Raw genomic sequence first — 12577 nt, forward strand, 5'->3', positions numbered from 1 at the left:
GTACGGTTTTATTGATGACTAATGGCATGCCAGAAATTCCAGCGATGCAGCGTGCATCATCTGAAATTATTGGAGAACAGATCCAACGTGTTGCTGTTCCCAAGCGTTATAGTCTGGTCACCCGAGATATTTGGACTTTGCAGCCCCGCCTATTGAAGCGTCAGGGAAAAAGAGCATTCAAAACATTATTGCATCCCAAGTTTCGTGCTGGATATGACTTTTTAGCATTAAGAGCTCAAGCTGGTGAACCGTTGAGTGAAACGGTAGATTGGTGGACAAAATTTCAGACAGAAACAGTGAAACAGCAACAGTCCATGGTCGATGCTCTGGGCAAAGAGGGCAGCGTCAAAAAGCCTCGCCGTAGACGCCGTAGACGACCCGCAGCGAAAAAGTCGGAACAAAATTGATGCAGGTTTTTATTGGATTGGGAAGTAATTTAGACGACCCGCAGACACAAATTTTGACAGCGATAGAAGATATAAAAAAACTCGAAGATACACGTCTTTTACATCAATCATCGCTTTATCATAGCCCGCCAATGGGGCCTCAGGATCAGCCGGATTATGTGAATGCGGTTGTCGAGGTGGATACAGCATTGCCGCCACATGTATTGCTTGATAACCTGCAACAACTTGAACAGAAACATGGCCGGGTGAAGAAACGCCATTGGGGCGAACGCACGTTGGATCTCGATATCTTGGTGTATTCCGATTATGTTATTGATGATGACAGACTCAAGGTGCCTCATCCAGGCTTAAGCGAACGGGCTTTTGTTGTCTATCCATTAGCCGAAATTGTTGCTGACTTAACTATTCCTGGACAAGGTCAGCTATCAGTAATCAAGCAAAACTGTCCTTTAGATGGCTTGAGAAAAGTGGAAACGCATAAATAATGAATCACTCACTATCACATCGTTATATTGTGGTTGAAGGACCTATCGGCGTAGGTAAAACGCATCTGGTAAAACGTCTGGCTGAGAGTTTTTCCGGCTCTGTTCTACTCGAACAGCCAGAACAAAATCCTTTTCTGGAAAAATTTTACCTTTATCCCAAACAATCCGCTCTTCCAACACAGCTCAGTTTTTTAATGCAACGCGTTAAGTTGGGTAAAACACTCAATCAAGATGACTTATTCAACGACTTGCACATCGCTGATTTCATGGTAGAGAAAGATAAGTTATTTGCTCAAATTTCCTTAGATGACGATGAGTTAGCGCTCTATAATATGGTTTATGATAATTTAACGTTACACCATAGAACCCCTGATTTAGTCATCTATCTGCAAGCATCATTGCCAGTGTTGAAATCGCGTATTGCTCAACGTGGCATTAGCTATGAGCAACACGTGGAAGAGGGCTACCTGAAACGGTTAGCTGATACGTACGCGGATTTTTTCCACTATTACGATGCGTCGCCGTTATTGATTGTGAATGCTGAACAAATTGATCTAGTGAATGGTGATCAAGATTATCTGCAATTACTTGAACAAATCTGCAGTATTCAAAGTGGTCGTCATTATTACAATCCATTACCCGTCTCAGAGAAGAAATAATCATGAGCCGTATTAGTCTTAAACATCTGCGTCAAATGAAAACGGCGCAAGAAAAAATTGCTGTACTCACTGCGTATGATGCGAGCTTTAGTTACGCACTTGAGCAAGCCGGTGTGGATGTTCTACTAGTAGGTGATTCTTTGGGAATGGTTATCCAGGGACAAGAGAGTACAGTTCCTGTAAGTGTTGACGATATGATTTATCACACGGCTAATGTGATCCGCGGTAGTGATAAGTTATTTGTCATCGCTGATATGCCGTTTATGAGTTATGCCAACGCTGAACAAGCTATCAAAAACGCTGCTCGCCTGATGGCTGAAGGCGGCGCTCAAATGGTCAAACTGGAAGGTGGCGCCGTCATCACCGATACAGTTAAACAGCTAACTGCACGTGGCATACCCGTATGTGGACATTTAGGGTTATTACCTCAGTCAGTTCATCGGTTAGGTGGTTACATCGTGCAGGGTCGTGAAACACAGGCCGCAGAAGAATTGATTGCCGATGCCATCAGTCTGCAAGAAGCTGGTGCAGATATGCTGGTATTGGAATGCGTACCGGCAACCTTAGGGGCCGTTGTATCCAAACAGTTGGATATTCCTGTGATAGGTATTGGTGCTGGTAGCGACTGTGATGGGCAGGTGTTGGTAATCTATGACATGTTGGGCTTAACGCCTGGCCGAAGACCACGCTTCAGTCACGACTTTTTAGCGGATACTGGCTCAATACAAGCCGCTCTGACAAGCTATGTACAATCGGTGAAATCAGGTGCATTTCCTAATGCGGAGCAGCAGTTCTAATGGCGATAGCAGAAAACTTGGGAGCATTACGAACCCGCATCAAAAGTTGGCGTCAACAGAATGAAGTGATTGCATTAGTACCGACAATGGGCAATCTGCATGAAGGTCATCTCTCTTTAGTACAAAAAGCGCGTGAGCTGGCGGATCGCGTTGTCGTCAGCATTTTTGTGAATCCGCTGCAGTTCAATGATAAACAGGATCTTTCTGATTATCCCCGAACATTGAATGAAGATATCCAGTTATTGAGTGAACTCGATTGTGAGCTGATTTTTACGCCGACTGAGGAAATGATTTATCCGAATGGTATGGCATCGTTAACCAAAGTCATTGTTCCTGGTGTCGATGATAAGCTCTGCGGCAAAGGTCGTCCTGGCCACTTTGATGGCGTCGCTACCGTTGTAACAAAACTATTCAATATGGTGCAGCCTGATATTGCCATTTTTGGTGAGAAAGATTACCAGCAATTAATGTTAATCAAGAAACTGGTGGCGGACTTAAATTTGTCGGTAGATGTGATTGGCGTGCCAACAAAAAGGCATGAGAGTGGACTGGCCATGAGTTCCAGAAACAGCTTATTGAACCAAAAACAATTAGTTCAAGCGCCGTTGATCTATAAAACACTGCTGTCAATGAAGCAAGCTATTGAAGAAGATGGCCTTACTGACTTCCATCAACTTTGTGCGACGGCGAAAGAAGAGTTACAAAAAGCGGGACTGGAACCTGAGTATGTCGATATTCGTCGCGCAAATGATCTGGAACTGGCTAATGCCAATGACAAACACATTCGTATTTTTGTGGCTGCAAGGCTGGGAAGCGTAAGATTAATAGATAATATTGCCTGTGACCTTGCCTGATTTTTGTTAAAAAGCGATAATATTGGGCTATTTCATAAGAACATTCTGGCTATGCAACTGACCTTTTTAAAAGCAAAATTACATCGTGCTTGTGTGACTCATTCCGAGTTGGAGTATGAAGGCTCGTGTGCAATTGACGGTAAGTTACTGGAAGCCGCTGGTATTCATGAATATGAGCAAATCCAGATTTACAATGTCGCCAACGGCGAACGTTTTACTACCTACGCTATTCGCGCAGAAGATGGTTCAAATATCATTTCAGTCAATGGTGCAGCTGCCCATAAAGCTTCCCCAGGCGATCGTTTAATTATTTGTGCATTCGCAACACTTGATGCCAAAGAAGTCGAAAACTTTAAGCCAACACTGGTGTATCTCGACGAAAAAAACGATATCACACACATGCGTCACGCTATTCCTGTTCAAGCTGCATAAAAAGAAACGAGTACTAAATCAATGGAAAGATTGTTTGAAAAAGCGCTCTGGAATAGTCGTTTTGTTGTACTGATAGCTGTTATCGCTAGTCTGATTACCGCATTAGCCATGTTTTATATGGCAACGGTTGATGTCTATTATTTACTTTCTCATCTTGGCGAATACATGTCACCTGATCTGATTGGTGATGCCAGAAAGGATTTTCGTGCTGAAACCGTGGCACACGTCGTTGAGGTGATTGATGGCTATTTGCTGGCGACCGTACTGTTTATCTTCTCTCTGGGCTTGTATGAGCTGTTTATCAGTAAAATCGAAGAAGCAGAAGAGAGTGAGAACTCAAAAGTATTAGCTATTCACAGTTTGGATGATCTAAAAGCACGTTTAGGCCGTGTTGTTTTGATGATTCTGATTGTTAACTTTTTCGAACATGCCATTAGCATGGACTTTCACGGTCCGCTTGATTTGCTGGCGCTTGCTGGTGGTATTGGCCTTATCGCACTGGCTTTATACTTCTCCCACGCTGACGACCACTAATCGTCACAAAAACGTCATTAAAACGTTATAAGGCTGTCATATCTTCTCTCTATGCTTGCAAGCTGTCTGCAAGCATAGAGAGAAAACATGCTCAATATCGAACAAGCCGTTCAACAAAAATTTCCTAAATTCGAACGCTCCCGTCCTTGGATAAAAAAATCGACGATTAGCTTTCTGCGTAAAATTACACACGAGCAGGAAGTGAATCGATTCCTCGAGTTGCATCAGGATTTAAAAGGCTTCGATTTTATTGAGCAGGTGCTGGATTATTTCAATTTCAGTTACAGCATTAGCCACCGTGATCGCAATAATATTCCGGCAACAGGGCGGGTGGTCATTGTTGCTAATCATCCACTGGGTGCGCTGGATGGTTTGTCATTATTAAAATTGGTTGGTGAAGTCCGCCGTGATGTCAAAATCGTCGCAAACGATATGTTAATGAATTTTAACGCGGTCGACTCTTTGTTCTTACCTGTCGATAATTTATCGAAATCCACACGCAAAAGTAGTATTTCTCGCATTATTGATTCTCTGAATAATGAAGAAGCAGTGATTGTTTTCCCGGCGGGTGAAGTATCGCGCATTCGTCCTAGTGGTGTACGTGATGGTAAATGGAATACCGGTTTTCTGAATTTTGCTAAGAAAACCAACTCACCTATTCTGCCTATCTATGTCGGTGCCAGAAACTCTTCCTTGTTCTACAGTGCATCCATGGTCTATAAACCACTTTCTGGCATGATGTTGGCGCATGAGATGTTTAATAAAAACTCAAAGAACATCACCATGCGTGTTGGCGAACCTATTCCTTATAAACAAGTTGACCAACTGCCATTGGTGAAAGCAGAAAAGGCTAAACTATTACGCCGCCACCTCTATCGGATGGCAAAAGGTAAAAAACCGTTATTTGTTACAGAGCAAACTATAGCTCACCCACAGGACCGTCGTAATATTAAACGTGAGTTGCAATCGGCGGAGTTATTAGGCCAGACAGCAGATAATAAAAAGATTTACTTATTTGACTATCAACCCGATTCAGCCGTGATGCATGAAGTCGGTCGTTTACGTGAGTTTACTTTTAGACAGGTCGGCGAGGGTACAGGAAAAAGGCGAGATATTGATCGTTATGATCGCGATTACCGGCACCTGATTCTATGGGATGAAAACGAATTAGAAATCGCTGGCGCTTACCGAATTGGTGAAGTGAATAATATACTGTCGCAAGCAGGCAGCCGAGGAATTTATAGTCAGGAGTTATTTTCATACGACCATGATGCCATGCAGCCATTTTTTGAAAAGGGAATTGAGTTGGGCAGGAGTTTTGTCAGTCCAAAATATTGGGGCCGACGTAGCCTGGATTATTTATGGTATGGCATTGGCGCTTACCTGAAACGATACCCTGATATCCGCTATCTATTTGGACCTGTTAGTTTATCAAACAGTTATCCTGATTTCGCTAAGGCGTTAATCGTTGGTTATTATCAACACTATTTTCCAGATGATAAACACTTAGCGATAGCGAAAAATTCGTATATTGCTGAGCGAAGCCTGCAACAACAAGTGTTGCAAACCTATTGCGGTACAGACGCCGAGGCTGATTTTACTGCCATGCGTGAGCAGCTGACGCATATGAATGTCACTATCCCCACCTTATATAAACAGTATGCCGATGTCTGTGAAGAAGGTGGGGTTCGCTTTATAGATTTTAATATCGACGCTGATTTTGGTCATTGTATTGATGGTCTGGTGATGGTGGATTTGGATAAACTAAAACCTGCCAAAAGAAAACGTTATCTGGGTAATGACTAACCGTGACAATGTTTTAGTTTTTTTCCACTACCGCAGAAACAGGGATCGTTTCTGCCTAGTTTTATCGCGGGTAGAATAATCCCATCATGATAGAACCATTCACCACTTTCACAGGTAAACCGTGAGCGTTCGTGTAGTTGGCCTACCGGGCTATCTTCATAAAATGCAACAAACTCCACCTCAGCCAGTTCATTTTTTTGCTGGTGATCCAGTACCTTCAGTCCTAACCATTGCGTGGTATTAATCGTATTTTGCAATAGTTCTCGTTCATCTAAACGTCGTTTTGATGGGTGCAATGTGGCAATTAAATAGTCTATCTCACCCAAATAAAAAGCACTGTAACGCGAGCGCATCAGTTGCTCAGCATTTTCTGCACGCTGTTGTTTTTTATGAAGCGGTTGGCAGCATTCGCTGTAAGGAAGCTGGCTGAGACAGGGACATAAGTGATTATTCATAAGCACTAGCGGGAATAGACATTAAATCTGGATACTGAAACTGATAGGACAGTAATGTTTTCACTTTATCGTTACTGACGATTTTATAGGAAGGCGTATTATCCTGATTAAAGTCTGGTACAGGCTGGTTCATTAGCTCTGCTGCATGGCGGTAAAATTGTTTTTTGCTTGGATGTGTGTCTGCACAGCCATTAAGTACCTCTCCCCAGACTTGTTGCTCCAATAGCTTTTCAATGATGCCGATGCAATCATCAAGGTGAATTAAATTCACCGGGGCATCCGCCTGTTGTACTTGCTTGCCATTTCTGAAAAAACGGCCTGGATGACGTTGTGGGCCTATCAAGCCACTGAAGCGAATAATGCTAGTGGAAAACTCCGAAGACTGCCTAAACAGGGATTCTATTTGCCACAGAATACTCTCTTCGTTTTCATATTGACGTTCTTCTCTAACCCAGTCATTGGTATTTTGGTAAACAGAACTGGAGCTGATAAATAACACCTGTTTAATCGGGCTTTGTTCAATCTGTTTGATCAGCTGCTCATATGCCATTTTATTTTTATTGGTGATATTGATAATGAGTGTGTCAGCGTCCAGAAACTGACTAAAGTCAGCAGGTGTTTCAATATCGATTTGATAGGCATCAAAGCCTTGTTCAACCAATAAAGACTGTTTTTCTGAGTCACGTGTCGAGAGTTTAATCTCGGTATTAGCTCTTTGTAACTGTCTTGCTAAGCGTAAGCCTAACCAACCACTACCAAGAATACTGATGGTATTAATGACACACCTCTAATTGAATTATTCAGATGGCGACACCATATCAAGCATTAGTCTTATTGTCATGGTTGTTTATACTATGGCGACAAATATAAGGGGAAGAGCAGGTATGAGTGCACCTGATATATCAAAATTATTTTCCGGCAATATTGTCACCATATTGTTCTGGCTGTTCTTAATGGGGTCACTTACCTTATTCTTTAATGGCTATATTCAACAGCGTGACAATCCGAATCAGGCTTTGATGTCCGCAAATTCAGGCACCGGAGAAGTCACATTAAAACGTAACCGTGATGGCCATTATCTGGCCCCTGGCTATATCAATGGTCACCCTGTTAATTTTTTACTGGATACAGGTGCTACTAATGTCAGTATTCCTGCTGCTATCGCAGAAGCGGCGGGATTAAAAAAAGGCGCTACATCGATGGTCTCGACAGCTAATGGTGTGGTGCCGGTATTTCAGACCGATGTCGACACGGTTCGTCTTGGTGGTATTACCTTAGAGCATGTCGATGCGAGTATTAATCCGCATATGAGTGATGGTGTGGTTTTATTAGGTATGAGTTTTATGAAGCATCTCGATATTACTCAGCGTAATGGTGTGATGACGCTACGTGTACCGGTGTCAGGATAAGGCAATCTTAACTACTTTCATATATTCGAAAGTCATGCGGGCAATCACTTCTTTATCTGGGTAATAGACGATATCTACCCGCGCGCCTTTTAATGATTTATATCGGCGTCGGCGTTTGTATTTAAAGGGGACATCCTGACCTTCTAATGTAATGGTATTCAATACCCACTCACCTTCTTCACGCTGCACATGTGAAGCCACTTTTTGCATGGTGGCGTGGATTAAATGGTCATTTTCAGCCAGCCATTTTTTGGTTTTTCTAACTTTCATGTTGATAACGTTGATGCAAAATGCTCACACGTTCTACATAAACTTTTGTCTCGGAGTATGGGGGAACATCATTATATTTTTTCACGGCATTGGGTCCTGCGTTATAAGCAGCTGTGGCGAGGCGAGTATTGCCTTTGAATAAAGATAGCAGCTCCGCCAGATATTTAACACCGCCTTCTATGTTTTGGTCGACATTAAAAGGCTTATCCACACCTAAGTCTTTGGCTGTACCTGGCATTAATTGCATCAGGCCCTGAGCGCCAGTTCTGGAAATCGCTTTTTTATTGAACGCTGATTCCGCATGAATAACGGCTCTGACCAAGGCGGCATCCACGTTATATTTCTTGGCATAGCGTTTTACTTCGTCAGCATAGGATGAAAAATCCAGTTTAATGGTATGCCAGTTTATTTTTGATGAGGGATTACAGGCATAACAGCTGTATTTTAAAATTTCGAAATGACCATGTGCAGGTTTTTGATCTGAAAAAACAAACCCTTCACCTGTTTGTGATTTGTATATGACAGTCTGTGATGTGGCTTGCCTAACATTACTGAACTCAATGGAACCATCCGGGTTTTGGATTCGCTGAATGGTGTCTGCCACAGTCTGCTGACTTAAAAACACCATCAGACTGAGCAAGGACCATTTCATCAGCGTATTCATGTCTAAAACCAATAACGTCCAGAACTGGCTATCAGAATAGTGATAAGACCTAAGATCAGGTTGAGCAGAACCAGTTTACGTATTTGCGTTAAGGCTGTAGCGCCTGCAATCCAGTCATGCTCTACTACTGCCCATTTCAGCTTTTTGAATGGATTAAAAAATACATGCATAAAAATGAGCATCATAAAGATGCCAATCAATAACATGATATGAACATGAATGCCGACTCCATCAACGCCGCCCATGCCACCTAGTAGAGAAATCATCCACACGCCAGTAAGCAATAGGGTTGCTATAGCCAACCAGACCCAATTGAAAAATGTTTTTAAGACACCTGCCCACAGAGGCAGACGCTGTTCCTGAGTGAGTAGTTCAACTGCTGCAGGACGAAGGGCGGTGTAGGCAAAAAACATACCCCCCACCCAAATCACGGCAGCTAACAGGTGTAAAGGTAAGGCAATTATCATAAGTAGGCTCTCTTTATATGTTTTGTTAATTCGTGTTTATAGGTATATCGGCAATGTTAATTTTCCACTCACTTGGACCTGTTTTATGTACCGAATGACCTTCACTATCGACAGCCACAGTGACGGGCATATTTTCTACATAAAATTCGCGGATAGCTTCCATACCCAGTTCTTCGAATGCCACCATACGTGATGATTTAATAGCTTTTGACACTAAATACGCTGCGCCACCAATGGCAATCAGATAAACCGAATGATGTTGTTTTATTGATGCGACTGTTTCATCACCACGTTCCGCTTTACCAATCATGCCTAACAAACCGGTCTGTTCCAGCATCATATCTGTGAATTTGTCCATTCGAGTTGCTGTTGTTGGACCTGCAGGACCGACAATCTCACCTTTAACCGGATCGACAGGACCTACGTAATAGATAAAGCGATTATTGAAATCAAGCCCGTCAGGTAACGACTGACCATTATTCAGTAAATCGGCAATTTTTTTGTGCGCCGCATCACGTCCTGTTAACAAATGGCCTGACAATAAGAGCGTTTCACCAGGCTGCCATTCAGCGATGTCATCTGCTGATATATTGTCCAAATCAACATGACGAGTATTTTCTGCGGCTTCCCAGGTAATATCTGGCCAGTCATCCATGGAGGGTGGTTCAAACTCAGCGGGACCAGACCCATCTAGAGTGAAGTGGATATGACGGCTGGCGGCACAATTTGGAATCATGGCGACAGGTAATGAGGCAGCATGCGTTGGATAATCACTGATTTTGACATCCAGTACCGTGGTTAACCCACCCAGTCCTTGCGCACCAATCCCCAGTTGATTAACCTTTTCATACAATTCGATACGTAGCTTTTCAGCCGCCGTTTCTGCACCGCGATCCATTAATTCTTGGATATCGATGGGATGCATTAACGACTCTTTTGCCATCAGCATCGCTTTTTCTGCTGTGCCACCAATACCAATACCTAACATACCTGGCGGACACCAGCCTGCGCCCATGGTGGGTACAGTTTTTAATACCCAATCAACCAGATTGTCGCTTGGATTCAGAATGGTGAATTTGGCTTTGTTTTCTGAGCCGCCACCTTTGGCTGCAATAAGAACGTCGACTTGATTTCCCATGACCAGTTCAGTGTGAATAACCGCCGGGGTATTGTCGCCAGTATTTTTCCGTTGACCGATGGGATCAGACACAATCGAAGCCCGTAACACATTATCAGGATGAAGATAGGCACGACGCACACCTTCATTCACCATAACGTCAAGACTTTTAGTGGTTTCCCAATTCACATCCATGCCCACTTTGACAAAGACATTAACAATGCCTGTGTCCTGACAAATAGGGCGATTGTTTTCGGCACACATTCTGGAGTTCACCAGAATCTGTGCGATAGCATCTTTTGCCGCAATGGATTGTTCGCGCTCGTAAGCGGCTGTCATTGCCTGAATAAAATCTTTTGGGTGATAACAGGCAATAAATTGCAGTGCGTCTGCAATACTGTCGATAAAGTCAGTCTCTTTAATGACTGTCATGTATTCAACCTCAGCTCAATTTTTGTTTGATGATGCTGACCACATCCTCAATCGCAAACTCTTCGCCATCACCGCTGCGACGGTTTTTGTATTCGATCATGCCATTATCCAATCCGCGTTCACCTAAAATTAGCCGATGTGGAATACCAATCAATTCCATATCAGCAAAGGCAACGCCAGGACGCAGACCACGATCATCAAGTAATACGTCGACACCAGCATCAAGCAACTGCTGATAGACTTCTTCAGCTTTTTCTTTAACTCGAACTGATTTATGTGCGTTAACAGGCACTAAAACTACTTGGTAAGGCGCAATAGATTCTGGCCAGATAATGCCGCGATCATCATGATTTTGTTCAATTGCAGCAGCGACAACCCGTGATACACCAATGCCATAACAACCCATGGTGATAACTTGTGATTTGCCGGATTCTGTCAACACAACCGCGTTTAATTTACTGCTGTAGTTTTCACCAAGCTGGAATATATGACCCACTTCAATACCGCGTGCGATTTCTAATGTGCCATCGCCATCTGGACTTGGGTCACCAGCCACCACTTTACGCAAGTCTGCTGTTTCAGGTTCAGCTAAATCACGCCCCCAGTTCACGCCAGTTAAATGTTTATCATCCTGATTGGCGCCACAGACGAAGTCACTGACAAACGCAGCTGCATGATCAACGATAACAGGGATGGTCAAACCTACAGGCCCAACCGAACCAATATTGGCATGACTGATTTCAAGTACTTTTTCAGGAGTAACAAAGGTGAGTGGTGCGGCTACTAGAGGGTGTTTTTCAGCTTTAATCTCATTGAGTTCATGATCGCCACGAACAACCAGAGCGACAACCGAACCTTCTTCAGCACCTTCAACTAATAGCGTTTTCAGACATTGTGAAGCGGGTATATCAAGGTACTGACTAACATCATCAATAGTGTGCTGAGCAGGTGTTTCAACCACGGTCAAGGTTTCAGTTGCAGCTGCACGTTCACCTTGTGGGGCGATGGCTGCAGCTAATTCAACATTAGCGGCATAATCGCTTTTATCACTAAAGGCGATAGCATCTTCACCGGAACTGGCTAATACATGAAACTCATGTGAGGCATTACCACCAATACTGCCAGTATCAGCCTGAACAGCACGGAATTCCAAGCCGATGCGACTGAAAATACGAGAATATGTCGCATACATATTGTCATAGGTTTCTTGCAAAGAAGCCTGATCCAAATGGAAGGAATAGGCATCTTTCATCAAAAACTCACGGGCACGCATTAAGCCAAAACGTGGACGAATTTCATCACGGAACTTAGTCTGGATTTGATAAAAGTTGACCGGTAACTGTTTATAACTGCGAATTTCCTGGCGCACCAGATCGGTGATCACTTCTTCATGGGTCGGTCCATAGCAGAACTCACGCTGATGACGATCGGTAATGCGTAATAATTCGGGACCATATTTTTCCCAGCGTTGGCTTTCTTGCCAGAGTTCTGCAGGTTGAACTGAAGGCATTAACACTTCCTGCGCGCCGGCTTTATCCATTTCTTCACGGACAATGGCTTCAGTTTTTCTGAGTATTTTCAATCCCATTGGCAACCATGTGTATAAGCCTGATGCCAGACGACGAATTAGTCCGGCACGGAGCATTAATTGATGGCTGACAATTTCTGCGTCTGCTGGTGTTTCTTTTAATGTGGAAATAAGCAGGTTTGAGGCGCGCATGTGTTTTTATTTTTCCTGTAATAATAATGGTTTAGCCCTAAGGCTGTGAGTGTTCTAAAAAGTTAGAAG

At 43.3% G+C, this 12577-nt stretch carries 15 protein-coding genes and 1 pseudogene; 9 read left to right on the forward strand and 7 right to left on the reverse strand.

All coding sequences use genetic code 11. The annotated features are described in order from the left end of the window. The 8 genes and pseudogenes from B4K20_RS13170 to B4K20_RS13205 form a co-directional block, all read left to right on the forward strand. Positions 1-407: pseudogene (locus tag B4K20_RS13170) on the forward strand (polynucleotide adenylyltransferase PcnB); the annotation flags it as partial. Further along, a complete protein-coding gene (gene folK / locus B4K20_RS13175; protein ID WP_289283217.1) occupies positions 407-892 on the forward strand; it encodes a 2-amino-4-hydroxy-6-hydroxymethyldihydropteridine diphosphokinase in 486 nt (161 codons plus the stop codon). The pseudogene B4K20_RS13170 and the gene folK, both read left to right, overlap by 1 nt. Next, positions 892-1551, forward strand: coding sequence for a deoxynucleoside kinase (locus B4K20_RS13180; protein ID WP_286304281.1), 660 nt, complete (start codon positions 892-894; stop codon positions 1549-1551). Before folK ends, B4K20_RS13180 begins: the two co-directional genes overlap by 1 nt. Positions 1552-1553: 2 nt before the next feature. After that, positions 1554-2348, forward strand: a complete 795-nt coding sequence (gene panB / locus B4K20_RS13185; protein ID WP_289283218.1) for a 3-methyl-2-oxobutanoate hydroxymethyltransferase — start codon at positions 1554-1556, stop codon at positions 2346-2348. Next, positions 2348-3202: a pantoate--beta-alanine ligase gene (gene panC, locus B4K20_RS13190; protein ID WP_289283219.1), complete on the forward strand. Its 855-nt coding sequence runs from the start codon at positions 2348-2350 to the stop codon at positions 3200-3202. Before panB ends, panC begins: the two co-directional genes overlap by 1 nt. Before the next feature lie 51 nt (positions 3203-3253). Further along, positions 3254-3634 (forward strand): aspartate 1-decarboxylase, encoded by a 381-nt coding sequence (gene panD, locus B4K20_RS13195; RefSeq protein WP_091714420.1) that lies wholly within the window; start codon positions 3254-3256, stop codon positions 3632-3634. A 21-nt stretch (positions 3635-3655) separates the two neighbouring features. Beyond that, complete coding sequence (locus B4K20_RS13200) at positions 3656-4168, forward strand: YqhA family protein (RefSeq protein ID WP_289283220.1); 513 nt, start codon at positions 3656-3658, stop codon at positions 4166-4168. Between the two features lie 87 nt (positions 4169-4255). Then, a complete protein-coding gene (locus B4K20_RS13205; protein WP_289283221.1) occupies positions 4256-5974 on the forward strand; it encodes a lysophospholipid acyltransferase family protein in 1719 nt (572 codons plus the stop codon). On the opposite strand, the gene B4K20_RS13210 is transcribed toward B4K20_RS13205, so the two are convergent. Then, positions 5971-6429: a YchJ family protein gene (locus B4K20_RS13210; protein WP_289283222.1), complete on the reverse strand. Its 459-nt coding sequence runs from the start codon at positions 6427-6429 to the stop codon at positions 5971-5973. The two genes, B4K20_RS13205 and B4K20_RS13210, sit on opposite strands and share 4 nt — an antisense overlap. Then, entirely contained in the window at positions 6422-7207 is a 786-nt protein-coding gene (locus tag B4K20_RS13215; RefSeq protein ID WP_289283228.1) for an NAD(P)H-binding protein, read from the reverse strand. The genes B4K20_RS13210 and B4K20_RS13215 overlap by 8 nt, the downstream gene beginning before the upstream one ends. A gap of 76 nt (positions 7208-7283) precedes the next feature. On the opposite strand from B4K20_RS13215, the gene B4K20_RS13220 reads away from it, so the two are divergent. Beyond that, on the forward strand, positions 7284-7838 hold the full coding sequence (locus B4K20_RS13220) for a retropepsin-like aspartic protease family protein (protein WP_289283223.1): 555 nt from the start codon (positions 7284-7286) through the stop codon (positions 7836-7838). On the opposite strand, the gene B4K20_RS13225 is transcribed toward B4K20_RS13220, so the two are convergent. Genes B4K20_RS13225 through B4K20_RS13245 form a run of 5 tightly spaced genes read right to left on the reverse strand, consistent with a single transcriptional unit; the run spans position 7830 to position 12508 of the window. Continuing rightward, on the reverse strand, positions 7830-8108 hold the full coding sequence (locus B4K20_RS13225; RefSeq protein ID WP_289283224.1) for a hypothetical protein: 279 nt from the start codon (positions 8106-8108) through the stop codon (positions 7830-7832). The genes B4K20_RS13220 and B4K20_RS13225 overlap by 9 nt on opposite strands. Further along, positions 8098-8772 carry a lytic transglycosylase domain-containing protein gene (locus tag B4K20_RS13230; protein ID WP_289283225.1) on the reverse strand — a complete coding sequence of 225 codons (675 nt, stop codon included), beginning with the start codon at positions 8770-8772 and terminating at the stop codon, positions 8098-8100. Before B4K20_RS13230 ends, B4K20_RS13225 begins: the two co-directional genes overlap by 11 nt. 2 nt (positions 8773-8774) lie before the next feature. Further along, entirely contained in the window at positions 8775-9239 is a 465-nt protein-coding gene (locus B4K20_RS13235) for a CopD family protein (protein WP_286304289.1), read from the reverse strand. Positions 9240-9264: 25 nt separating this feature from the next. Then, positions 9265-10788 (reverse strand): fumarate hydratase, encoded by a 1524-nt coding sequence (locus tag B4K20_RS13240; protein ID WP_289283226.1) that lies wholly within the window; start codon positions 10786-10788, stop codon positions 9265-9267. Positions 10789-10798: 10 nt separating this feature from the next. Next, positions 10799-12508 (reverse strand): proline--tRNA ligase, encoded by a 1710-nt coding sequence (locus B4K20_RS13245; protein ID WP_289283227.1) that lies wholly within the window; start codon positions 12506-12508, stop codon positions 10799-10801. Positions 12509-12577 lie beyond the last annotated feature (69 nt).

Origin of the sequence: Methylophaga sp. UBA5088 (assembly GCF_002414625.1) — a bacterium.
GTDB classification, from domain to species: Bacteria; Pseudomonadota; Gammaproteobacteria; order Nitrosococcales; family Methylophagaceae; genus Methylophaga; species Methylophaga marina.